The organism is Nocardia sp. Root136 (assembly GCF_001427185.1).
GTDB classification, from domain to species: domain Bacteria; phylum Actinomycetota; class Actinomycetes; order Mycobacteriales; family Mycobacteriaceae; genus Nocardia; species Nocardia salmonicida.
Map to the genome: position 1 here is coordinate 524566 of NZ_LMFE01000007.1, position 23545 is coordinate 548110.

The 23545-nt window shown below is 68.2% G+C and carries 23 protein-coding genes; 11 read left to right on the plus strand and 12 right to left on the minus strand.

Going from position 1 to position 23545, the window contains the following annotated elements; all coding sequences use genetic code 11:
* The first annotated feature begins 213 nt into the window (after nucleotides 1-213).
* Entirely contained in the window at nucleotides 214-1371 is a 1158-nt protein-coding gene (locus ASD42_RS19385) for a hypothetical protein (protein WP_056818591.1), read from the plus strand.
* Nucleotides 1372-1406: 35 nt separating this feature from the next.
* Nucleotides 1407-1988 carry a Uma2 family endonuclease gene (locus ASD42_RS19390; RefSeq protein ID WP_056818593.1) on the plus strand — a complete coding sequence of 194 codons (582 nt, stop codon included), beginning with the start codon at nucleotides 1407-1409 and terminating at the stop codon, nucleotides 1986-1988.
* A gap of 51 nt (nucleotides 1989-2039) precedes the next feature.
* On the opposite strand, the gene ASD42_RS19395 is transcribed toward ASD42_RS19390, so the two are convergent.
* The 5 genes from ASD42_RS19395 to pdxH all read right to left on the minus strand — a co-directional run bounded on the left by ASD42_RS19395 (nucleotide 2040) and on the right by pdxH (nucleotide 6939).
* Entirely contained in the window at nucleotides 2040-2666 is a 627-nt protein-coding gene (locus ASD42_RS19395; protein ID WP_056818594.1) for a hypothetical protein, read from the minus strand.
* Between the two features lie 220 nt (nucleotides 2667-2886).
* Complete coding sequence (locus ASD42_RS19400; protein WP_056818595.1) at nucleotides 2887-3246, minus strand: FKBP-type peptidyl-prolyl cis-trans isomerase; 360 nt, start codon at nucleotides 3244-3246, stop codon at nucleotides 2887-2889.
* A gap of 64 nt (nucleotides 3247-3310) precedes the next feature.
* The gene (locus ASD42_RS19405) at nucleotides 3311-4624 is read right to left on the minus strand and encodes a citrate synthase (RefSeq protein WP_082843607.1); all 1314 of its coding nucleotides are present in this window, start codon (nucleotides 4622-4624) and stop codon (nucleotides 3311-3313) included.
* A 258-nt stretch (nucleotides 4625-4882) separates the two neighbouring features.
* Entirely contained in the window at nucleotides 4883-6166 is a 1284-nt protein-coding gene (locus ASD42_RS19410) for an MFS transporter (RefSeq protein ID WP_405151498.1), read from the minus strand.
* 68 nt (nucleotides 6167-6234) lie between these two features.
* Complete coding sequence (gene pdxH / locus ASD42_RS19415) at nucleotides 6235-6939, minus strand: pyridoxamine 5'-phosphate oxidase (RefSeq protein WP_056818597.1); 705 nt, start codon at nucleotides 6937-6939, stop codon at nucleotides 6235-6237.
* 76 nt (nucleotides 6940-7015) lie between these two features.
* Between pdxH and ASD42_RS19420 the strand changes: the two genes are divergently transcribed.
* Both ASD42_RS19420 and ASD42_RS19425 read left to right on the plus strand, forming a co-directional pair.
* On the plus strand, nucleotides 7016-8140 hold the full coding sequence (locus ASD42_RS19420; RefSeq protein ID WP_056818598.1) for a citrate synthase 2: 1125 nt from the start codon (nucleotides 7016-7018) through the stop codon (nucleotides 8138-8140).
* A 342-nt stretch (nucleotides 8141-8482) separates the two neighbouring features.
* Nucleotides 8483-9157: a polysaccharide deacetylase family protein gene (locus tag ASD42_RS19425; RefSeq protein WP_235569707.1), complete on the plus strand. Its 675-nt coding sequence runs from the start codon at nucleotides 8483-8485 to the stop codon at nucleotides 9155-9157.
* A 30-nt stretch (nucleotides 9158-9187) separates the two neighbouring features.
* Here ASD42_RS19425 and ASD42_RS19430 read toward each other — a convergent pair whose 3' ends face one another.
* Both ASD42_RS19430 and ASD42_RS19435 read right to left on the minus strand, forming a co-directional pair.
* Nucleotides 9188-9826, minus strand: a complete 639-nt coding sequence (locus tag ASD42_RS19430; RefSeq protein WP_056818600.1) for a hypothetical protein — start codon at nucleotides 9824-9826, stop codon at nucleotides 9188-9190.
* Between the two features lie 67 nt (nucleotides 9827-9893).
* Entirely contained in the window at nucleotides 9894-10565 is a 672-nt protein-coding gene (locus ASD42_RS19435; protein WP_327152979.1) for a TetR/AcrR family transcriptional regulator, read from the minus strand.
* An 80-nt stretch (nucleotides 10566-10645) separates the two neighbouring features.
* Between ASD42_RS19435 and ASD42_RS19440 the strand changes: the two genes are divergently transcribed.
* The 4 genes from ASD42_RS19440 (at nucleotide 10646) to ASD42_RS19455 (ending at nucleotide 15193) form a co-directional block, all read left to right on the plus strand.
* A complete protein-coding gene (locus ASD42_RS19440) occupies nucleotides 10646-11770 on the plus strand; it encodes an FAD-dependent oxidoreductase (protein WP_056818604.1) in 1125 nt (374 codons plus the stop codon).
* A 95-nt stretch (nucleotides 11771-11865) separates the two neighbouring features.
* Nucleotides 11866-12987, plus strand: coding sequence for a phosphoserine transaminase (gene serC / locus ASD42_RS19445; protein ID WP_056818606.1), 1122 nt, complete (start codon nucleotides 11866-11868; stop codon nucleotides 12985-12987).
* Between the two features lie 313 nt (nucleotides 12988-13300).
* Nucleotides 13301-14317, plus strand: a complete 1017-nt coding sequence (sepH, locus tag ASD42_RS19450; protein ID WP_082843608.1) for a septation protein SepH — start codon at nucleotides 13301-13303, stop codon at nucleotides 14315-14317.
* Nucleotides 14318-14461: 144 nt separating this feature from the next.
* A complete protein-coding gene (locus ASD42_RS19455; RefSeq protein WP_082843609.1) occupies nucleotides 14462-15193 on the plus strand; it encodes a DUF6928 family protein in 732 nt (243 codons plus the stop codon).
* 3 nt (nucleotides 15194-15196) lie between these two features.
* Here the strand turns inward: ASD42_RS19455 and ASD42_RS19460 are convergent, their stop codons facing one another.
* Complete coding sequence (locus ASD42_RS19460) at nucleotides 15197-15496, minus strand: DUF2537 domain-containing protein (protein WP_063893675.1); 300 nt, start codon at nucleotides 15494-15496, stop codon at nucleotides 15197-15199.
* Entirely contained in the window at nucleotides 15493-16296 is an 804-nt protein-coding gene (locus ASD42_RS19465; protein WP_056818612.1) for a TrmH family RNA methyltransferase, read from the minus strand. The genes ASD42_RS19460 and ASD42_RS19465 overlap by 4 nt, the downstream gene beginning before the upstream one ends.
* 25 nt (nucleotides 16297-16321) lie before the next feature.
* Between ASD42_RS19465 and ASD42_RS19470 the strand changes: the two genes are divergently transcribed.
* Nucleotides 16322-16714, plus strand: coding sequence for a YccF domain-containing protein (locus ASD42_RS19470; RefSeq protein WP_056818614.1), 393 nt, complete (start codon nucleotides 16322-16324; stop codon nucleotides 16712-16714).
* A 9-nt stretch (nucleotides 16715-16723) separates the two neighbouring features.
* Here ASD42_RS19470 and ASD42_RS19475 read toward each other — a convergent pair whose 3' ends face one another.
* Nucleotides 16724-17161 (minus strand): MarR family winged helix-turn-helix transcriptional regulator, encoded by a 438-nt coding sequence (locus ASD42_RS19475; protein WP_056818616.1) that lies wholly within the window; start codon nucleotides 17159-17161, stop codon nucleotides 16724-16726.
* Between the two features lie 62 nt (nucleotides 17162-17223).
* Here ASD42_RS19475 and ASD42_RS19480 point away from each other — a divergent pair, with 62 nt between their 5' ends.
* Nucleotides 17224-17484: a DUF2530 domain-containing protein gene (locus tag ASD42_RS19480; RefSeq protein WP_056818618.1), complete on the plus strand. Its 261-nt coding sequence runs from the start codon at nucleotides 17224-17226 to the stop codon at nucleotides 17482-17484.
* On the opposite strand, the gene ASD42_RS19485 is transcribed toward ASD42_RS19480, so the two are convergent.
* On the minus strand, nucleotides 17481-19505 hold the full coding sequence (locus ASD42_RS19485) for a neutral/alkaline non-lysosomal ceramidase N-terminal domain-containing protein (protein WP_056818620.1): 2025 nt from the start codon (nucleotides 19503-19505) through the stop codon (nucleotides 17481-17483). The two genes, ASD42_RS19480 and ASD42_RS19485, sit on opposite strands and share 4 nt — an antisense overlap.
* Here ASD42_RS19485 and ASD42_RS19490 point away from each other — a divergent pair.
* Complete coding sequence (locus tag ASD42_RS19490) at nucleotides 19441-20250, plus strand: TetR/AcrR family transcriptional regulator (RefSeq protein ID WP_235569709.1); 810 nt, start codon at nucleotides 19441-19443, stop codon at nucleotides 20248-20250. The two genes, ASD42_RS19485 and ASD42_RS19490, sit on opposite strands and share 65 nt — an antisense overlap.
* A 12-nt stretch (nucleotides 20251-20262) precedes the next feature.
* Here the strand turns inward: ASD42_RS19490 and ASD42_RS19495 are convergent, their stop codons facing one another.
* The gene (locus tag ASD42_RS19495; RefSeq protein ID WP_200950484.1) at nucleotides 20263-23499 is read right to left on the minus strand and encodes a sacsin N-terminal ATP-binding-like domain-containing protein; all 3237 of its coding nucleotides are present in this window, start codon (nucleotides 23497-23499) and stop codon (nucleotides 20263-20265) included.
* Nucleotides 23500-23545: the final 46 nt, after the last annotated feature.

The following is a 23545-nucleotide window of genomic DNA, read 5'->3' on the forward strand; positions in this document are numbered from 1 at the left end:
CGATGTCGATTGACTCGAGAGTTGTACCGAACCACCACAGGATTGCGTAACCCGTTGTGACACAAGGCATAGTTTGAGGAGCCAGCTATCGATGAGCGACCGCTCACCCCGCTCGGCCGGCACACCGACAGCTACCCGCAACCAGCCCTTCCTCAAAGAACTCTCAGACATCTCCCATCTCCGGCACCGGAATCCGGGGATACCTTCACCGATGTGATCGACAAACGCGCGCGTCTGCTCTGCCTTGCCACTGCCCTCGCGCTGGCGGGCGGTGCTGTCGCCTGTACGGGCAAGGAGGCGGCGCCGACCGGGATGGCGCTGGTCAATGCCGATTCCGGGCCCACCGGGGAGCGTGTGGCCAAGGCCGTGCAGGACGCGGGCGGCTACGAATGGACGCTCGCGAAGCCCGGAGAGATCGACGAAGACGATTTCGCCGCCGTGATCACCCTGCCCGCCGATCTCACCGCGTCGATGGCCACCCTCGCCACTCCGGAACCCAAGCGCGCCAAGGTCACCGTCACCAGCCACGAGGGTGCCGACGCGAACACCGTGAACGGCGCGGTGGACGTGGTGACCCACCGGATCGGCGCGTCCGGCGTCGACGCCGCGCTGGCCGCGGTCTCGCAGGCACGCAACCAGATGACCTCCGTCCAGTTCACCGCACAGCTGCTCAGCGCGGGCGTGAACGCCGCCGCCGACGGCGCGAGCCAGTTCAGCGGCGGTGCGGAACAGATGCTCGGGTTCCTCGACTATGCGAAAGAGGGCGCGGGCCAACTCACTTCGGCCATCGAGCTGCTGAACCAGACCGTCGACGGCGCCGCCAAGCAGGCCACCCAGCTGGCCGATGCCCTCGGCGCCACCGGCGTCACCATCGCCGGCGTCCAAGCCGGCGCGGCGGCCATGGGCTCCGGCCTCGACCAGATCCTGCCGCTGCTGAGGGCCCTCCCCTTCGCGGGCGACCCCCAACTCGCCGACATCATCACCAAACTCGAAGCACTACGAGGAGTGTCGAACCAGGCGGGCACCCAACTGGACGGCCTCAGCGAATTGACCGGCGCCGCAGTCGATCCCAATACGGACCTGGGCACCCTCCTGCGCACCGTCGTCGCCCGCCTCAACAGCGCCCGCGACCAACTCACCCAGGGCGCCGAACTCGCCAAGGGCCTGCCCACCCTCGCCGAACAGGGTGGCGCCCAACTACTCTCGGCCGTAGAACAACTCACCGGCGGCGTAGGCGCCCTACAGAACATCGTCGGCAACCTCAACACCCAAACCGGCAAGGCCCTCGAAGCCCTCCCCCCACGAGGCCAGTCCCAACAATCCGCCCTCGCCCTGGCCCTCACCGACCCCGTCGAAGTCGTTCACGAGTAGTGCCGAGGTGGCGGCCCAGTCGGTAAGCTCGGCCCATGACGATCCAGGCCGTGGACTCGCTACCGCATCAGATGACGGAAGAGCAGTACCGTCAGCTCCCCGAGGACGTCTCCCGGGAGATCGAGGTTGTGCACGGGCACGTCATCCTCTGCGAATCGCCGACGCCTGAGCACAACCGCATCGCTCGCCGACTTGCCGGCGCGATGGAGGATCTGCCGAGCACCGAACCGTGTATACGCGCCGAGACCGACATCGATGTGGTGCTCTGGCGGGTTCCGAAGTTCACCTTCCGGCGGCCCGAGGTCACGGTGTACCGATGCCTGGACCAGCCGGGAGACAAACCGGAAGCGGGTGACGCGCTGATCGTGGTCGAGGTGTCGTCGCCGTCGACAGCGGCCGAGGACCTGCTCGACAAGAAGGCGCAGTACGCGCGAGTCGGCATTCCGCTCTACCTCGTGGTCATGCTCGATACGAAATTCGAGATAGCCGAGGTGCTCGAGTTCCGGCTCGACGCGCATGCGCGCGAGTATCGGCTGCATCAGATCCACCGTGACGGGCTGGTCCGGCTCGAGCATGTGATCGTCGGCGATATCGCGTTCGCTGAGCTCACACGCTGAACAAAAGCGGCCCGGTCGGTGGATCCGACCGGGCCGCGGTGGTTTTCAGGGTCAGGGCAGGACCTGGGGGATGATGTTCGGTGCGGCCACTCCGACCACCGCGCCGATCAACGCGCCGATCAACGCGTTCGGGAGACCCACCAGGCCGACGCACGGCAGGTAGAGGATCATCGTGGTGATCATCGGGATGCAGACGACGGCGGCGATGAGCGCGCCGATGCCGGCGCCGATGGCGGCGGCGTTCTGGACCGGGTCGGGGAATTTCGCGGTGGGGGTGGTCGCGATGGTCTTCAGTTCGTCGCTCGCCTCCGAGGTGGGCCGCGGCGTCACCGTCATGCTTCGCCCGTCGGCCGCGATCTCGGTCGCCATGGCGATCACATTGCCGCTGACCGTGGTGAACGAGGTGGGGACCTCCCCGATCGGATCGCCGGTCGCCGACTCGACGATGACCCGGCCCCGGTCGGGTGCGAGCAGGAACCGGCCCTCGTCGACCGAGGCGGAAACGGTGCGCAGGTCCGGCGCGACCGTGGTGCGATAGCCCTCCCCCGCACTCGACAATCCCGCCGCGTACCGCGTCTGCTGATCAACCTCCGCAGACGAGACGCCGGCCAGACTCACCGCCACCGCGACGGGCAGCGCCACGGCCAGCGCGCGGCGAACAACCTTGTGTTGGAACATGATCGAGAATCTCCCTCCCGAAACTCCCGAAGAACCCGGCCCCGGGCGAATCGAACAAGTCACTGTCATGGACAACGCATTGGAAACGAATCACACGGGAGCCATCGGGGCTCCGTCATACGCGGGGCACATTACCCGGCGACTCGAGAGGCCGATCTCCTACCCCTGAAACAGCAACGGCCCGTGTCTCCCTGGGGAGACACGGGCCGAAGAACTGGTATCAGTTCGCGTTGAGCAGGTCGATCACGAAGACCAAGGTCTTGCCGGAGAGGGCGTGGCCCGAGCCTGCGCCGCCGTAGGCGAGCTCCGGCGGGATGACCAGCTGACGACGGCCGCCGACCTTCATGCCGGGGATGCCGTCCTGCCAGCCCTGGATCAGGCCGCGCAGCGGGAAGGTGATGGATTCGCCGCGATCCCAGGAGGAGTCGAACTGCTCACCGTTGTCGAACTCGACGCCGACGTAGTGCACCTCGACGGTGCCACCGGGCACCGCTTCCTTGCCTTCGCCCTCGATGAGGTCGGTGATGACGAGCTCGGTGGGCGCGGGGCCCTCCTGGAATTCGATCTCCGGCTTGGTCATGCGGGCTATCCCCTTCGATAGATTGCTGTACCCAACAAGTTTGCCAACAACAGCTGGTTCGAAACTAGCGGTTGTCGATCGCACGATAGTCGCGTTCACCGTAGCCGGTGTAGATCTGACGCGGGCGGCCGATCTTCAGCGGCTCGGAGTGCATCTCACGCCAGTGCGCGATCCAGCCCGGCAGGCGACCCATCGCGAACAGCACGGTGAACATGCGGGTGGGGAAGCCCATGGCGCGGTAGATGACGCCGGTGTAGAAGTCGACGTTCGGGTACAGACGACGCGACACGAAGTAGTCGTCGGTGAGGGCGGCCTCTTCGAGCTGCTTGGCGATATCGAGCAGCTGGTCGTCGCCACCGATCTTCGACAGGATCTTGTCGGCGGCCTGCTTGACCAGCGTCGCGCGCGGGTCGTAGTTGCGGTAGACGCGGTGCCCGAAGCCCATGAGCTTCACGCCGTCTTCCTTGTTCTTGACCTTGCGGATGAATTCCTTGACGTCGCCGCCGCTGGCCTTGATCTCGTCGAGCATCTCGAGCACGGCCTGGTTCGCGCCGCCGTGCAGCGGGCCCCAGAGCGCGTTGATGCCACCGGACACCGAGGTGAACAGGTTGGCGTCGGAGGAGCCGACGAGGCGCACGGTCGAGGTGGAGCAGTTCTGCTCGTGGTCGGCGTGCAGGATCAGCAGCATGTCGAGCGCGGCGGCGACCTCGGGGTCGACCTCGTAGGGCTCGGCCGGGAAGCCGAAGGTCATCCGCAGGAAGTTCTCGACCAGCGACAGCGAGTTGTCAGGGTAGAGGAACGGCTGACCGACCGACTTCTTGTACGAGTACGCCGCGATGGTCGGCAGCTTCGCCAGCAGGCGGATGGTCGACAGCTCGACCTGCTCGGGATCGCGCGGGTCCAGCGAGTCCTGGTAGTACGCCGACAGCGCGTTCACCGCGGACGACAGCACCGGCATGGGGTGCGCGTTGCGCGGGAAGCCGTCGAAGAACCGCTTCAGGTCCTCGTGCAGCAGGGTGTGGCGACGGATGCGATCGGTGAAGTCGTCGAGCTGGGCCTGGGTCGGCAGCTCGCCGTAGATGAGCAGGTAGCTGACCTCGATGAAGGTCGAGCGGCCCGCCAGCTGATCGATCGGGTAACCGCGGTAGCGCAGGATGCCCGCTTCACCGTCGATGTAGGTGATGGCCGACTTGGTCGACGCGGTGTTCATGAAACCGGGGTCATAGGTGACGTAACCGGTGCTGGCCAGCAGCTTGCCCAAGTCGAGCCCGTCGTTACCCTCCGCGGCCTTGGTGACCGAGATCGGGAACTCGCCACCGGGGTACTGGAGTACCGCCTTGGCGTCTTCGGTGACGTTGGTGATGTTCTCAGCGGGCACGGAAGGATCCCTCTCAGGCTAGAACCGTAGGCACCGGTGCGGTCGGCACAGGTGCGCTTGCGCTAACGCTAGCTGTTGTTCGGTCAGGACGAGCAATCAGGGTTGTCCTGTCCTGTTCTCACACCGGTCACGTGCGGCGGTGAGGTCGACGCATAGCCGGGGACCTGCGCCGATCCCGTTTTCCGCACCCTCGACGCGGCGGTGTCGAACGATTGCCCGGCGCGCGCAGCCGATGCCCGAATCCGATTGCCGCACAAGTCAATTCGCGGCCACAGTGGAGGGCGCGCGAGTGACGCGGTAGCGAACGAAGGCGGGGAACGCCAGCGCGGCGAGCACCACTCCGATCACCACCAGGACGCCGCCACCGGCAGCCGCTACAGCAGTACCCATGCTGGCCGCCGCGAAACCGTGGGCAACGTCACCGATCCGCGGCCCACCTGCGACGACCACGATGAACACGCCCTGCAGTCGCCCGCGCATCTCATCGGTGGACACGTTGAGCAACATGGCCGTGCGGAACGCCGCCGAGACCATGTCGACCGCGCCGCCGAACGCCAGGAAGGCCACCGCGATCCACAGCCACACGCCCAGTCCGAACCAGTGCCCGGCCAACCCCACCGCGAGCCCGAAGCCGACCATCGCCACACCCCACAGCGCGATGCACACGATCACCGCCAGCCCCTGCCTGCGCACCCGCGGTATCCACCCGGAGAACACGCCGCCGATCACCGAACCCGCCGCGATGGCCGCGAACAGCAGGCCGAGCGCCACCCCGCCCTCGGCCGGATCATGGAAGGTCTCGTGCGCGATCTGCGGGAACAGCGCGCGCGGCATGCCGAACACCATGGCGATGATGTCGACGACGAACGAGGCGAGCAGGATGCGCTGGCCCCCGAGATAGCGAAAACCGTCGAGTACCGCGCGCAGCCCGGCCCGGCGCTGCTCGCCGGTCGGTGGGAAGGGGGGCAGTCGCCACACCGCCCACAGCGTCGCGAGCAGGGCGATCGAGTCGATCAGATACAGCATCGGCAGGCCGATCACGGGGATCAGCACACCGGCCAGCACCGGCCCCGCGATCATCCCGACGTTCTGCACGGTCATGCTCAGAGAACTGGCCGATGCCATCTGCTCGGGCGGCAGCAGTCGGGCGATGAGGGCGCTGCGGGTGGGCTGGTTGACCGCGAAGAACGCCTGCTGGGTGGCGAAGAGCCCGAGCACCAGCCACACATTGTTCAGGCCGAGCGCGGCCTGCGCCCAGAACGCGACCGCGGTCAGACCGGTGCCCGCCGTGGTGAAGACGAGCAGGGTGCGCCGGTCCATCACATCGGCGAGCGCACCGCCCCAGAGTCCGAACACCACCAGCGGAATCAGGCCGAACAAGCCGGCCAGGCCCACGTAGCCGGAGCTGCCGGTGATCTGGAACAGCTGCTGCGGTACCGCGACCACCGAGAGCTGCGCGCCGATGACGGTGACGATATTGGTCGTCCACAACCTGCGATAGTCGCGATTACGCAGGGGTTCGGTGTCGGCGAGCAGCTTCACTCGGCGCAGATTAGCGACTGCGACACGGTCATCCCATGTTTGCGCGCAGTGACATCGGCCACCACCGATTACGGCTGCAAGCGTTCGATCGTTGTGGTCTGCCCGTCGATCCGCACGACGATCCGGTTGTGCAACCTGCCGTGCCTGCCCTGCCAGAACTCCACCTCGTCGGGGCGCAGCAGGTAACCGCCCCAGAACGGGGGCACGGGGATGTCGTCGACCTCGGCGAATCGCGCCGTCGTCTCGGCCAGCACGCGATCGAGTTCGGCTCGCGAGGACACCGGCCGCGACTGCTGTGAAGCCCACGCACCCAGCCGTGACTCCCGTGGCCGCGCCGCCCAATAGGCCGCGGTCACCTCGGCGGACACCCGCTCGGTCACGCCGCGCACATGCACCTGCCTGGCCAGCGCGGGCCAGACGAAGCTCGCCGCCGCGTACGGATCGGCGGCGAGCTGGGTGCCCTTGGCCGAGTCGTAGTTCGTATAGAAGGTGACGCCCTCGGGCGAGAGTCCTTTGCACAGCACCGTGCGCGCCACCGGTCGCGGCGCGGGGCCGGTCAGCGAGACCGTGGCCAGCACCATCGCGTTGGGTTCGGCGACGCCGGCGCCTCGCGCCTGCTCGATCCAGCTGCGCAGCAACGGTTCCCAGCCACCGGCCACCCAGGTCTCGTCGAGATCGGGTTCGGTGGCGGCGACGATCAGGGGATTGCCGTAGTCGACACGCATCGCGGCGAGGTCGGGCGCGGTGGTCGCGGCGGGGTCCAGGTCACGCATAGGGGCGAGATTACTCCGCGGTACGACCGGGTCTAGGGTTCAGAAATATCGGCATGCCCCTGCAAGGAGAGTCACCATGACTACCAGCTCGGTACCACAGGATTTCGTCAGCGGATTGGAAGGCGTGGTGGCCTTCACCACCGACATCGCCGAGCCGGACAAGGACGGTGGCGCGCTGCGATATCGCGGCGTCGACATCCAGGATCTGGTCACCGACCAGGTGACTTTCGGCGACGTGTGGGCCCTGCTGGTCGACGGCGAGTTCGGCCGCGGCCTGCCGCCCGCCGAGCCGTTCCCGCTGCCGGTACACACCGGCGATGTGCGCGTCGACGTGCAGGCAGGACTGGCCATGCTCGCCCCGATCTGGGGCTACGAGCCACTGCTCGACATCGACGACGAGACCGCCCGCGAGAACCTCGCCCGCGCCTCGGTGATGGCGCTGTCGTATGTGGCGCAGTCCGCCCGCGGCATCTATCAGCCCGCCGTTCCGCAGCGCAAGATCGACGAGTGCGACACCGTCACCCAGCGGTTCATGACCCGATGGAAGGGTGACCCGGACCCACGCCACACCGAGGCGATCGACGCCTACTGGGTGTCGGCGGCCGAGCACGGCATGAACGCCTCCACCTTCACCGCCCGCGTGATCGCCTCCACCGGCGCCGACGTGGCGGCGTCGCTGTCCGGCGCGATCGGCGCCATGTCCGGCCCGCTGCACGGCGGCGCCCCGGCTCGCGTGCTGCCGATGATCGAGGCCGTCGAGAAGTCCGGTGACGCGCGTGCGCTGGTCAAGGGCATCCTCGACCGCAAAGAGAAGCTGATGGGCTTCGGCCACCGCGTGTACCGCGCCGAAGACCCGCGCGCCCGCGTGCTCCGCGCCACCGCCCAGCGCCTCGACGCCCCGCGCTTCGAGGTGGCCGCCGCGCTGGAGCAGGCCGCCCTGGCCGAGCTGCGCGAGCGTCGCCCGGATCGCGCCATCGAGACCAACGTCGAATTCTGGGCCGCGGTCATCCTCGACTTCGCCGAGGTCCCGGCGCACATGATGCCCGCGATGTTCACCTGTGGTCGGACCGCGGGCTGGTGCGCGCACATCCTCGAGCAGAAGCAGCTGGGCAAGCTGGTCCGCCCCGCCGCGATCTACACCGGGCCCGGCCCGCGCACCCCGAACGAAGTTCCGGGCTGGTCCACCATCTCGCAGCACTGAGTCGGCTGAACCGGGCGCCGGATCATCGACGCCCGGTTCACTCTCAGCTACTTGTCATCTCTAATGATTGATCTGCGCGTATGCGTCCGACGCGCACAGGAGCCGGATCGGCGATAACATCCCAGCGAACATGTTCGTGAGGGGTGGATTGTGGTCAGCAACGGTTTGTCGCGACGCCGACTGTTCGGCGCCTGCACCGCTCTGACCGCCGGTTTCGCTACGGGATGCGCTGTCGCACAAGGTGATTCGGTTGCTTCCGAGATGACGAGTCGCACCGTTCCACCGGCGAGCGCACACCCGATCGCCACTCCCCAGGCTGTGCCACCCCTTTTCCCTGCCCAGGTGGCAGCCCGGCACGCAGGCACGATCCCGCATCAGTGGGGCGTCGACCTGCCCGGCATCACCAGCAGCTTCCCCGCGGGCGGCAAACAGTTCGCGCTCACTCTCGATGCGTGCGGCGGGCCGGGCAACAGCGATATCGACCAGGCGCTGATCGACCTGCTGATCGCCGAGCAGGTGCCTGCCACCCTGTTTCTCAACAAGCGGTGGGTCGATGCCGATCCGGGTCGGGTGCAGCGGCTCGCCGCGAATCCACTGTTCGAGCTGGCCAATCATGGTGCCGCGCATAAACCGCTGTCGGTTTCGGGGCACTCGGCCTACAAGATCGCGGGCACGGGTTCGGCCGAGGAGGCCGCGTACGAGGTGTGGGACAACCATCAACGGCTCACCGAACTCACCGGCCGCGCGCCCCGCTTCTTCCGCGCGGGCACGGCCCACTACGACGAGGTGGCGGTCGCGATCGTCAACGAATTGGGTGAGACCCCACTGGGTTTCACCGTGAATGTCGACTTCGGCGCGACTGCCTCATCAGCGCAGGTCAAGCGTGCCATGAGCGCGGCCGCTCCCGGTGGTATCGCCCTGGCCCACATGCACCGCCCGCGCTCGGGCACCGCCGCGGGCATGGCCGCCGCACTCCCGGCCCTGCGGGCCGCGGGCTTCACCTTCGTCCACCTCTGACGAGTCAGCACAACTCCACCGGGTGAGTCGCTAGCGAGTCAGCGCCTCGAAGTCGAGCGCGACCGAAGCTCCCCGATCGACGGTGAAGAACGCGGCCGCCAACCGGGTCCCGAGTTCGATCTGCCCGACCGCCGACAGCGGCACCGGCTGAATCAACCGCACCCGCCACGGCAACGGCTCGTCCCAGGCCCGCATCTCCAGATCCAGCCGGAGCACCGGATCATCGCGCCCCGTGTAATCGGCCGCGATCGGCGCCACCGCGAGCACCGTCGCCTCGGCCCGTCGCCCATTCGCCAAGATCTTGGCCGCCGCCTTACGCCCCGACTCCGGCACCTCGGGCACGAACAGCACCACTCGCTCCCGGTCCCCGGGGTCTACTCGACAGCCGACCACGTCGCCGGTCTGCATCCACTCCAGATCCTGGCTACGCACCCGCTGCCGGACCCGCGCGTCGTAGGCCAACTCCCCCGGCACCGAAACCCGCACGCTGAACCGGTATCCGCCCTCGCCACGCCGAGTCCGCACCGACAGCACACTCGCCATCGCGGGCAGCCCCCTGATCAGCAGTTCCCGCCTGCCGCTCTCCGACAGCAACCCCGGCCGCCTCCCGAACGCCCAGGCACACCGGTCGAGCAGGGTCCGACCCGAGTCGGCCACAACGAGGCTCATGGCAGCAGAGTAATGCGAACGCCCTTCGCGCAAGGGCAAATTCCCCGCACTCACCGCATCCGCGTGGTCAGCCGAGGGCGGCGATCCCGGCGAGGATGAAATCGATTCCGGCGAGGAATTGTTCGCGGTCGTCGTGCTCGCGCAGCTGCTCGGCGATCTGATGGGCGAACGGGAATTCCGCCGGATCGTGCTGTGTCCAGCGGGCGGCCACGGCCGCGAGGAAGGCCGAGCGGTCTCCCTCCGGCACATCGAGTCGAGCGTTCGCCGCGTTCTGCCCGGCGACGCCGAGGATATAGTTCACCAGCGCGGACGCGGCATTGAACATCGACCGTTCGGGGACGCCGAGTATCCGCAACTGCGCGCCGATGCGCTCGTAGATCCGCAGCATCGCCAGCTGCCACGGCACCCGGACGAGCTGGGCGCCCACCCACGGATGGGCGTCGATCGCGTCGAACATCCCGAGCGCGACGGCACGGATCGCGGTGAAGGGCTCCGCCCTGTCGTCCGAGCTCGTGAGGACACGGGCGATGACGTCGTCGGACGCGGCGGCGAGCAGATCGCCCTTGTTCTCGACATGCCAGTAGATCGCGCCGCTGCCGGTCTCCAGACGCGAAGCCAGGGCGCGGAACGTGAGCGCGCGTTCGCCGTCGGCGTCGAGGATCTCGATCGCGGCGTCCACGATCCGCTGCTTCGACAGCGCGTCGGTGCGCCGGGTGGTCCGTGGGGGACGTGTCGCCATACACACCATCTTGACACTTCTGGAACGGCGTTCCAAACTGGATCTATGGAACGCCGTTCCAGGCTACGAAGGGAAGCACTATGACGACACCGGTCACGATCATCGGCGCCGGCCTCGGCGGCCTCACGCTCGCCCGAGTCCTCCATGTCCACGGGATCTCCGCGACGGTCTACGAGGCCGAGCCGTCGGCGGGCGCTCGCACCCAGGGCGGCCAGCTCGACATCCACGAACCCGACGGCCGATTCGCCCTCGCCGCGGCGGGCCTGACCGCCGAATTCCACGCGATCATCCACGCGGGCGGCGCGGCCTCCCGGATTCTCGACCGGCACGGCGAGCTGCTCCTCGACGAGCCCGACGACGGCAGCACCGGGCGGCCCGAAGTCCTGCGCGGCGACCTGCGACGCATCCTGCTCGACGCCCTGCCCGCGGGCACGGTCCAGTGGGGCAAGAAGCTGACCGGCGTCACCGCTGTCGGCGACGGCCACCACGAGCTGACGTTCGCCGACGGTTCGATCGTGCGCACCGCGCTCCTCGTGGGCGCCGACGGCGCCTGGTCGCGGATCCGCCCGCTGCTCTCGGAGGCGCGACCCGCATACGCGGGCGCCGTCTTCGTCGAGACCTACCTCTACGACGTCGACAACCGGCACCCGACGGCGGCAGCGATCGTGGGCGACGGTGGCATGTTCGCGCTCGCACCGGGCAACGGCATCTCCGCGCACCGCGAGGCGGGCGATGTCATCCACACCTATGCCGAGCTCGCCCGCCCCGCCGACTGGCTCGACGGCATCGACTTCACCGACCCCACCGCCGCACTCTCCCGGGTGGCAGCCGAATTCGACGGGTGGGCGCCCGAACTCACCGCGCTGATCACCGACGGCGACACCCCGCCGGTCCCCCGCGCGATCAACACGCTGCCCGTCGGCCACCGCTGGGATCGCGTCCCCGGCGTGACCCTGCTCGGCGACGCCGCGCACCTGGCGCCCCCGGCCGGCGATGGAGCCAACCTCGCCATGCTCGACGGCGCCGAACTCGCCATGGCGATCGCCGCGCACCCCGGCGACGTCGAAGCCGCGCTCACCGCCTACGAAGCGGCGCTGTTCCCCCGTAGCGCCAGGGCGGCCGCGGACGCGCACCGAATCCTCGACCTCTGTGTTGGCGACAGCGCGCCGCACGGATTGGTCGACTTCATGACCGGCGTTCCCTGAACAACCGCGACGAACGCGAGTGGGCCGCCTCACAGCCTCTTCCCGACCCGCCCCCGTGCGCGTCCGAGCTTCGGCGGACCACTAAACTCGCCCCCATGACCAGTGCGTTCCCGACAATTCCCGCTGACCTCAAGCCCGCCGACGGACGGTTCGGCTGCGGCCCCTCCAAGGTCCGCCCGGAGCAGCTGCAGTCCCTGGTGACTGTCGGCGCCTCGGTCTTCGGCACCTCGCATCGCCAGAAGCCGGTCAAGGACGTGGTCGCCCGCGTTCGCAACGGCCTGCGTGAGCTGTTCTCCCTGCCCGACGGCTACGAGGTCGTGCTGGGCAACGGTGGCACCACCGCGTTCTGGGATGCCGCCGCCTTCGGCCTGATCCGCGAGCGTTCGCTGCACCTGACCAACGGCGAGTTCTCCTCGAAGTTCGCCTCGGTCGCCAAGGGCAACCCCTTCATCGGTGATCCGATCGTCGTCAAGGCCGAGCCGGGCAGCGCGCCCGAGCCCGTGTCGGACCCCTCGGTCGACCTCATCGGCTGGGCCCACAACGAGACCTCCACCGGTGTGTCCATCCCGGTGTCGCGTCCGGTCGGCTCGGAGAACGCCCTGATCGCCATCGACGCCACCTCCGGCGCGGGCGGTCTGCCGGTGAACATCGCCGACTCCGACGTGTACTACTTCGCCCCGCAGAAGTGCTTCGCCGCCGACGGTGGCCTGTGGATCGCGATCATGAGCCCGGCCGCGCTGGCCCGCGTCGCCGAGATCAAGGAATCGGGTCGCTGGACCCCGGAGTTCCTGTCGCTGCCGATCGCGGTCGACAACTCCTCCAAGGACCAGACCTACAACACCCCGGCGCTGGCCACCCTGCTGCTGTTCGCCGATCAGATCGAGTGGATGAACGCCAACGGCGGCCTCGACTGGACCGTGAAGCGCACCCTGGATTCGTCCTCGCGCCTGTACTCGTGGGCCGAGTCGAGCTCGTTCGCCACCCCGTACGTGTCGAACCCGGCGCACCGCTCGCAGGTCGTGGGCACCATCGACTTCGACGACGCGGTCGACGCGGCCCAGGTCGCCAAGATCCTGCGCGCCAACGGCATCGTCGACACCGAGCCCTACCGCAAGCTGGGCCGTAACCAGCTGCGTGTGGGCATGTTCCCGGCTATCGACCCGGAAGATGTTTCGCAGCTGACCCGTTCGATCGACTGGGTCGTCGGTCAGCTCTGAGATAAGACCGACATCGGGCCGGTGTGCGGCGAACTTTTTTCGGTTCGCGGCACACCGGCCTTCTTTGTCATGACTGCACACATTCGCAATATTCGCCGAGTTTCGACAGATCTCGGTACCGAGATTTGATGTTGATCTATCACCAAAACCCCTGTACACAAGCCGAATTCGTTGGGTGAGCCGCTCAGATTAGCCCCCTGGGCAGCCTTGGCGCGCGATTTAAGTCGTGCGTGTCTGCTGCCACGGCCAAGTAATGTGCACTACTGTCTAGGAAAGTGGGCGGTGTCGTAGCCGACGCGATAGGGAGGTAACGGTGCGTGAACTTCGAGTGATCGGGGTGACGCCCGACTCCACGCACATCGTGTGCAGCGACACCGAGTCCGGTACCAAGTTCCGGTTGCCCGCCGACGACAAGCTCCGCGCGGCGGCGCGCGGCGACCTCGCACGATTCGGCCAGATCGAGATCGAAACGGAGGCGACTATGCGTCCTCGCGATATCCAGGCCCGTATTCGCGCTGGAGCGTCCGTCGAGCAGGTCACGGCAGAGTCCGGCATGCCGGAATCCAAAGTCGAGCGATTCGCCTACCCCGTCTTGCTCGAGCGTGCGCGCGCAGCCGAATTGGCGCAGAAGGCGCACCCGGTGCGCCCCGACGGCCCGTCGGTGGAAACGCTGCACGAGATCGTCACCGCGGCCTTCACCGAGCGCGGCCACACCATCGAACAGGCCGAGTGGGACGCCTGGAAAGACGAAAAGGGTTTCTGGGTCGCCCAATTGCAGTGGCGCCACGGTCACTCCGAGATCGCCGCGCACTGGCGCTACCAGCCCGACGCGCACGGTGGCTCGGTGTCCCCGCTCGACGACCCGGCCAACGATCTGATCGATCCCGACTTCGGCCGCGCGCTGCGTGGGCTGGCGACGATCCTGCCCACGCCGGTTCCGGCCGCCTCGCCGGTGCCGGAGCCGCCGACCTCGGTGGAGCCGCGTCCGCGCGAGCAGATCGCCGCACCGGCGGCCCGGCCGCAGAGTCGGCCCGCGCCGAACGTGGACGAGTACTACGAGCAGCGTCAGGTCGCGGCAGGCGGTGGGACGGCGGCGATTCCGGCCGCACCCATCCCCACGGCGCCGATCCCCGCTGCCGCTCCGAAGCCCGCTGCGCCGATTCCTGCCGTGCCCGCCGCGCCGAGTCAGCCCGCGGCGCAACAGGAGAAGCCCGCTGAGGAGCCCGCGGTCGAGAAGCCCGCACCGAAGCCCGCACGCACCAAGCGCGGTAAGGCGCCCATGCCGTCGTGGGAGGACGTCCTGCTGGGCGTCCGCAGCTCCGGAAACTAACGAACTCCGAGATCTCGTCAGTGCATGGGTAACTCACCGGGTACGAGCTGAGGTAACACACACCTCCGTCAGCCGCAGACGCCGTCGTGCTACCCACCTAGATCTGGCTTGAATACGCGGAGTGGCGGACAAGGAGGCGGAACAGTGGCTTCTACGCTCTGGTACGTCGATACCACTGATCCTGTTTCCGTCCTGAAAAGTCAGGTCGAGGCGGATCCTGTCGCGGCGGCGGCATTGGCCGGGCAGCTGTATGCCGACCACGACGTTCGGCCGCACATGGTCGGGACGCTGGCCGGGTGCGCCGCACCGGATCGGGACGAGGTCTACATCGGGTGCTATCCCGGACTGACCGTGGTGTGCACGGCCGAGGCCGCGCTGGTTCGGCCGACGAAACTGCCCGACCTGCTGGTGCGACCGCTCGCTTCCGAGCACACCTATCTCGTGTCCTACGACGCGAAACTGCACTGGGGCGCGTTCGCGCATTGGGAGCGCGGCGAATTCCGGCGGTCGTTCAGTTCCACCCGGGTGGACATTCTCGAGAACGAGGGGCTCCCGATGGTGTGGGAGCGGACGTTCTGGGCGGGTGAGCATCCGGTGCCGTGGCGGGGCGAGGACCATCCCGAACCGCAATCGCTGCCGTTCGATCCACCGGATTTCGCCGACGCCGCCAATGCCGAATGGCTCGGTTTCCAATACCTGACTCCGGCCGCACCCGGGCAGCCCGCCCCCGTCGACCTGGCGGTCTGCGGTTTCACGCTGTATCCGAAAGGCCAGGCGCCCGAACAGAAGCAAGTGCCGATGGGTCGCCCCGGTGCGGCGACGCGGCGTAAGCGTGGGATCTTCGGGTGGCTGCACGGCGCCGATCGGGTGGTGTGACCCTCAGCTGATCACAGAGACGATCGCGGCGATCCAGCCGAGCACCACCGCCGCCGCCGCACCGGCCAGCACCCACCGCACCACCGGCGTGAACCGCCATCGCCACGCCGTCGGCGCCACCCCACCCGCCGCCACCACGTTCACCCCGATCGCCAGCAGCGGATTGACCGCGGCGAGCGCACAGCCGAAGGCATACACCGCGACCCCACCGAGCAACGCGACCAGCACGACAACGGTGCCGCCCGCCACCCACGGCACCGAATCCGCTTGGGCCCGATACGGGCCGTCGCATTCCTGGCTCATGACCTGCGCACTCGTTCGTAGAACGCCATCGCCGCCGCGGTCGCGACATTGAGCGAATCGGTGCCGGGTGACATCGGGATCCGCGCACGGATATCGGTGGCGCGCATGGCCTCTTCGGTCAAGCCGGGGCCTTCGGCGCCGAGCAGCAGCGCCACCCGCTCCCCCGTCATCGCCGTCGCCAGATTGACCGCTTCGGGATTCGGCGTCAAGGCGATGATCTGGAATCCCTTGTTCCGCACGAGGTCGAGACCTTCGGGCCACTGCGGCAATTGCGCGAACGGCACCCGGAGCACATGCCCCATCGATACCCGGACCGCCCGCCGATAGAGCGGGTCGGCGCACCGGTCGCCGAACAGCACCGCATCCGCGCCGAGGCCCGCGGCATTGCGGAACATCGAACCCAGGTTCTCGTGATCGTTGACGCCTTCCAGCACCGCCACCGTGCGCGCGCCGTCGAGCACCTCGTCGACCGTCAAGTCCGCTGGACGCGGCGCGACGGCGAGCACGCCGCGATTGAGATGGAATCCGACCACCTCGGCCATCACCTCCGCACTCGCGCGGTAGTACGGCAGATCACGATCGGCGAGATCATCGGCGAGGGTCTCGAAGCGCTTCCCGACTCCGAGCAGCGCGTTAGGCGTGAACCGCGAGTCGAGCATCCGCTGGACGACCACGACGCCCTCGGCGATGACCAGGCCCTTGCGGCCCGGCAGGTCCGGCCTGCGGTCGGCATCGGACAGGTCACGGAAGTCGTCGACGCGCGGGTCGGTGGGGTCGTCGATATCGATCACTTCGGCCACCGGCTAATCCTGGCATGCTGGAAGCATGAAGATTGTCCAGTTGATCTTGAATGTGCTCTGGGTGGTGCTGTGCGGATTCTGGATGGCGCTGGGGTACCTGCTCGCGGCACTGATCTGTTTCATCCTGATCATCACCATCCCGTTCGGGATAGCCTCGCTGCGCCTGGCCGGGTACGTGCTGTGGCCGTTCGGACGCACGGTGGTCGACAAACCGAGCGCGGGCGCGGGCTCGCTGATCGGCAATGTGATCTGGTTCGTCTTCGCGGGCTGGTGGCTGGCGTTGGGCCATGTGTTCACCAGCATCGCGCTGGCGATAACGATCATCGGGCTGCCGTTCGCCTGGGCGAATCTCAAGCTGGTGCCACTGTCGTTGTTCCCGCTCGGCCATGACGTGGTGTCGGCCGACGCGGTGCGTTAGGCGAGCCGATCACTCCGATTCGGCGACGATCTGGTTCATGATGCCGACGGCTTCCCCGAGCACCGCGATCTGCTCGGGGCGCAGTCCGGCGAGCTGACCGGTCATCCATACCTCGCGGGCATTGGTCTCGTCGGCGATCAGCGCGCGGCCTGCGGGCGAGAGCGAGACGATGATCTGCCTGCCGTCGGTCGGGTGCGGGCGGCGTTGGACCAGGTCGAGGTCGGTGAGCGAGGCGATGACGCGGGTCATCGACGGTGGTTGCACGCGTTCCTTGCCTGCCAGCGCGCCGGGCGTCATCGCGCCATCACGAGCCAGCGTCGCCAAAGCCGACAGCTGAGTAAGCGAGATCTGCGCGTCGGAACGGCGTCCGCGCAGGTGTCGCGTGAGCCGCACGACAGCCAGCGAAAGGTCACCGGCCAGGGAGCGGACGTCCGATGGCGTTGTCACAGTGCAGAACTCTACGGTAAATCCGGCTGGGCTGACGGGTTTCACACCGCTACTGTTTGGGTATGGACGCCGGACCTGTCAGTCCCGAGATACCTCAGCTGCCCCGAATCCTGGTCGACCCGCGCCCCGTAGTGCTGGGTGGCTTCGCCCTGTGGGCTATCGCGACCGTGGTCGTGTGGATGAACGAGAGCTGGGCCGATGCCCTCCCGGTGTGCCTGATGGGGCTCGTGGTGGGAGTGCTGGGGTCGTCGATCTTCCTCGCGCAGCGGCGTTCCGCGCGACGTGGCGACAAGGGCGCCCAGGTGGGACTCGACACCGACTAGGCCACCTCGAATTCGTCACTGGTCCCGGTGAGGGGACGGAGCGTGCCGTCGGCGCCCAATACGTCGGCGTAGTGCACGAATCGGTGCCTGCCCGGTTCGGCCGTCGCGGGGATATCCCAGGTGAAGCGGGCGATCGAGACCGCGTCGCCCTCTTTGCGCCAGTGGAAACGGACGTCCCACTCGCCCTCGTTGGCTACCCGCGCCCAACCCGCCGGAGTCTGTCGCTGCACGTGCAGGAAGGTGTCGCCCCGGCGCGGATTGTGCTTCGGGTGGGCCGAGACGAATTCGACCACCGCCTGTTCGCCCCGTCGACAGGACGCGGGCTGGACCAGGACATCGCCGAACCCACGACCCGGCGGGGTCGCGTCGGGGCCCGGCACGGCGGCGAAGTTCGGCTGCAGCGCGGAGACATCGCGCGGCGCAGGGCCGCGACCGACGGTCTGCCCCGCCGCGAACGCCTCTGCCAGTCTCGTGAATTCCTGCACATACCCGCACAGTGTGTAGCGGCCGAACAGCGTCGAGGCGCCCTCGTACTGTTGCGCGTCGTACTCCTCCGGCGTGGTGACGTATTCGTGGTAGCTGTTCGAATAGCCCTGTAGCAGCACCTGCTCCAACTCGACGCCGAGCACCGCCGCCACCGCGCGACGCACGCGCAGCCCCGCGACGATCGTGAATTCCCCGCCGGCCGCGGCCAGATACAGGTCGCCGATGCGAACCAGCTGGATCGGCACCACATTGGGCACCCACGGCACCGGCGGCATCAACCCGAGCGGGGCGAAGATCGCTTTGGGGGCTTGGGCGTCGGCGAGCCAGGCGGGGTGCGGATGGTCGATGCCGCCGAGGAAGTCGACCATCGGGTTGCGCACGCCTTCGGGAATCGGGCCGCCGGGCAGGCCGGGTCCGTCCTCGACACTGCCCGCCGCCAGGGAGACGCCAGCCGCGGCCGGGGCGGTGCGTCGCGGGGCGCCGTCGGGGGTGAAGCGGCCGTCGATCGTCAGCGCGGCGAGGTCGATGTAGCAGAGCATCGAGGCCACCTCGGCCCGCTGCGCGGTGCCCTGCGCCGCGGCCTGTTTCGCCGCGTGGTGCTGGCGTTCGCCGAGGATCCTGGTGTTGGCGAACTCGTCGGTGGTCGGTCCGTTGCCGGGCGTGAGGCCGAGATTGGGCGACATGTCACCGGCATTGGTCTGCGCGAAGGCGGCGATGAAGTCGGCGCCGTCGAGGTGGCGGACGCCGTGTTCGAGGTGTTCGGCGGCGTAGCTGGCGTAGCCCTTGTTGTCGGAGCTGATCAGGCGGTTCGCGTTGGTCATCGAGGTGTTGTGGGTGGCGAACCAGGTGAGCGCACCGACCTGACGGCCTTTCCTGGCGAACTCCAACGTGGTCACCGCCGGGTCGATCGCGTCGGGGAAGACCGCGCGATCGGCGGCCGGATTGCGGTCGAAGGCCACGCGCGAGCGGTTCACGCTGGCGTCGTGCAATTGCGCGCGGCCGAGGGTGATGGAACCCGGCGCGACATCCGCGTCGGCCGCGACGATCGCCTCCACGATCCCGTCGACCTCGGCGTCGAAGACCTGCTGCTGGAATCCCATCGTCGCCAGCGTGTAGGCGTAGTCGTGTGCGGAACCACCGCAACTGGCGTGGGTGTGCGTGGAGGTGAGGACGACATTTCGTTCGGAGTATCGATCGCCGAAACGGCGGGCGAGCGCCAGCAGCACCGCGCCGTGGACCGAGCCGAACAACGCACCGTTCTCCACCGCGACGAGTGCGATCCGATTTTCGCGCGCCCCGATCACGAACGCGCGAGCGCGCGGGCGCAGATGAATTCCCGCTGTGGCCTGTTCGAACTGCGAGTAGCCCATCATGCCGCATTCCGCGGCCGGGCCCGTGAGGTCGGCGATACCGAGCCCGAATTCGAATCCCTCCGGATTCGCATGTGCGACCGGCATTCCCATGGTGGAGATGACGGGCAGGGCGCTGGCACTCAGTGCCGAGGCGGCAAGCATCGTGCGGCGGGACAGGGACATCGGGCGACTCCTTCGTAACTTCCATTTCGGAGACAACCACATCAACTGGTCAAATGTCCAGGATTTTCTGGCGGACCGGCGAATTGACTGTTCGTGGCGTGGGCGCTTAACTCGCACAGTGTCCTCCCGATTGAGCGTCGAAGAACGACGAGCCCACCTGATCGAGGCAGCGATCGGTCTCGCCGAGAAAAAGGGCGTGGCGGGCGTGACCACGCGCGATGTCGCCCAAGCGGCCGGTGTCTCGTTAGGTGTGGTGCATTACTGTTTCGAAAACAAGGACGCGCTGATGACCGAGCTGGTCAAAGCGCTCTCAATGGAATTGCGCGATTCCGTCGATGCCGATGAATCGGTATGGGACGACGCCGGAACAGGAAAAGAAGCACTTCAGAAATTGGTGCGCCGCGGTTTGGAACTGATGTGGCGCAACATCGAAGCCACTCCCGAACGACAGTTGCTGACCTACGAGACCACCACCTACGCGCTGCGCGAGGGTGAGTCGACACCGGCCAAGCTGGCGATCGCCCGCGAGCAGTACGGGTTCAACGACAGCACCATCGCCGATGTGATCAACCAATGCAGCGGGGCGACCGAAACGCGATGGAACACACCGGTGCCGACGCTGAGCCGATTCATGCTCAATGTGATCGACGGGATCGTGCTGCGGTGGCTGGTCGATGACGACAGCGAATCCGTGCAGACTCAGCTCGATCTGCTCGCCGAGATGATCACCGCCCACGCGGCATAGGTCGACGCGGATCTACCCGCGCGGCACCTGCACGTGGACGACATCGCCTTCGCACCACCACGGGACGCGGACGGTGCCCGAGAGCGCGCCCCGCAGATGCACTTCGAGAGTCTCGTGCAGGACCAGCTCGCCGGTGCTGTCGCGCGGAGACCACAGCTGGCGCAGCACTACGCCCAAAGGTTCTGCGGCCCAGGTGCTCCGGCGGCCGGTCCCGAGCACCTCGCCGCTGATCTCCTCCGAGACCAGCGGGAGATCGAGCAAGGTGGCCAGCGCCTCGGCGTGTGCCGTGTCGCCGACGACGAGGCGTTGTGGCGGGACGACCAAGCCGAAGCAGGGCTGGTCGAGAACCATGGCGGTGCTCGCGTCGACGACGTCGCCGGACAGGGCGCGGATCTGCTCGGGGAGATCGAGTTCGCGCGGATCGAGGACGCCGGCCGCGACCGCCGCGGCAAGGCGGGCATTGGTGCGGGCGATCACCTCGGGGGCAGGCGATTTCGACGGATCGGCCAGCGCGTCGAGCAGTTCCTCGGCCAGCTCGGCGGACATGACGTCGGGGCGGACGAGCGCGGGGCGCAGCGCGTCGAGGTCGGTGCCGTCGATGCCGAATGCCGCGAACACCGGTAGGAGCCCGGCGAATTCGTTGTCGTCGGGGTGGTGGAGTCGGCCGAGCGGGATGCCGTCGATGTGGGCGTGGCGGTGCAGCCACCAGGTGGTGTAGCCGTCTCGATCGGCAAGCAGCGCGCGGGTGCGTGGCTCGGACAGCAAGTGGCGCAGGGCTTGTGGCCAGCGGTCTTCGTCGACCAGGTCGAGGTCGCGTACCGCGGTGAGCTCGCGGGGGTCTTCGGAAAGGCTGTTCCACCAGGACTGTTCGTCGTCGAGGTCGTGGTCGGGGCCGATCGGCTCTGGATCGGTGAGTACCGCGAAGCCCCAGCCGACACCGATCGCGCGCAACGCTTGCTCGCCGTACTCGGCGACGACGGTGTCGGCGACGGTGCCGAAGGGGGCATCGGCCGCCAGGACCTCCGCCAGCGGCGCCCCGGGGAGCAGCAGCTCGTCGGCGGGGCTCAGTTCGCCTGTGTCGTCGAGCAATTCGAGAAGGCCGAGCCAGTCGGGCAGCGAGCCGGCAGAGGCGTAGGGCGCCAGCTGGAGTACCGCGGCGACCGTGTCCGGGTCGGCCGGATCGTGCTCGAGCAGGTCGTGCAGAGCGGGATCGGTGAGCAGGTCGTCCGAACTCGCGCTGCGGGCACCCAGGCGACCGAGGAGCGGGTGCGTGGCGTCCGGGTGGACCAGGCGAGCCCAGTGCACCGGCACGGCCACCGTGAGCTGATCATCGAGCACCACGGTCCGGGGGCCGGTGACCAACCGTCCGTCGGTCAGCGGGACGGCCAGCGCGCCGAATTCCTCGGCGGTCCTGGTATCGACCACGAACGGTTCGAGGGTCGCGTAAAACCGCCGCCACCACCGTGGTTCACGGTGCAACCCGCTCGACAGCTCGGCCAGCGCGGCAGGCCCGAGCCGATGGACGTCGAGGACCGCCAGCTTGTCCTGACCGGCGCGGCCGGACAGCTCCGGAATCACCAGCGGACCGGTGATCTCGGCCAGGATCGCGGCCAATTCCGGTGTGAGATCGGGGAATACGCTCGCCCGTGTGGGCGTGCTACACGGCGAGTTCGCTGCGGCCGGTTCGTACGTGGACGACTCCGCCGACGCGAAAGGGTCGCTGTACGGTGCGGATTCGCCCGGTCCGAACGTCGTCGTGGGGTGAGAGCCGTCGGCCTCGTCAGCCGCGAACAGATCCATGAGGTCGGGGACAGCCTTGCCGACCGGCGTGGATTCAGCGGGATCGACGGAGGCGGAGATGCCGCCGGGCGCTACCGATTCGCCCGTTGTGCCGCCGGGTTCGGCATGGTCCGGTGCGGGCTCCATGGGGTCCCACGAGTCCGCCGGTTCGGCGGTGCGGGCGGCACAGACCGGGAGCCAGGGGTTGGTGCGAAGCTCGGTGATCAGCGCTTCGCGGAGGAGGGCGTCGGCTTCGCTGCGGGCGAAGCCGGGGGTGGGGACCAGGACGAGACGGTCCCGCGGCGGGAGAGCGCGAGCGAAATCCGCGTAGCCCGTTGCCAATTCGGTGAGGCGGGCGCCGGGGAGGAGACGGCGGCGATCGGGTTGCATGGCGATGTCGGCAACCAAGATCGCGGGGAGGGAGAGTTCCTCGTCGGAGCGGGTGGGGGCGCGCAGGACGTCCGGGGCGGTCGCGACGGGGCGGCCCTCGCGCAGCGGGAGTAGCCAGCGGGACCTGGGAGTGCGGTACTGCCACCAGGTTCGGCGCGTGCCGGACGGGAGGGTGATCGTCAGCTGGGAGAGGGTGCCGGTCTCGTCGGCCACGGCAGCGGCGTCGACCGTGGCGGCATCGACTGTGCCGACCGTAGCGGCGTTGGTGCCGGTCGGACCGGCGGTGGTGCCAGCTGAAGCGTCAGTGGTGCCAGCCGATGCGACGGTGGTGGCGGTGACGCTCGACAGCGCGGCGTCGGAGCGAATGGCACCAGCGGGTTGGTCGGTAGCGAGAATCTCAATCGCGCTGGTGAATTCGTCGGATTCGATTCGGATGCGCTGTAGGGCGGGCAGTTCCAGGAGGAGGTCGGGGGCCTCGGCTCGCATGGCGTCGAGTAGGGCCGTGGCGTCGATGTCGTCGCGGAGGTGGACGACGATCTCGGTGTCGGTGCCCGCGAGTGGGGTGGTCGGCACCGGCCAGGCGAGCCGGAGGACCGGGGGCGCGATGGCGGCCAGGTCGTCGGGGATGCCGATGCCGGTGTCGTGCAAGGCGTTCAGTGTCGCCACGCGGGAGAAGCGGAGGGATCCGGTCGTCGAGCGGACCTCGATCTCGTCGCCGACGGACCGCACGGCGGTGAAGCCGACGCCGAAGCGGCCCACCTGGGTGGTGTCGGCCTTGCCGGAGGCACGCAGTGCCGTCAACGCGTGCACACCGGAAACGCTCAACGGCGCACCGGTATTCGCGACGTGCAAACGGCCGTCGAGCACCCGCACGGTCAGCGCGCCCGCGACTCCGGCCTTCGCCGCGGCGTCGGCCGCGTTCTGCGCGAGTTCGGTGAGCAACCGATCCCGGTAGCCCGAGGCCACCAGATCCGCCTCACTGGCACTGTCCTCCCGCAACCGCGTCGGCGAATCCCGCCACGCCGCGAGTACTCCGGCCCGCAGCTGCGCAGTACCGAACGGGTCCCCCGCTCCGTTCAGCTCGACACCGACGATCCGTGCTCACTGGCGTCAGCGGACTCCGCGG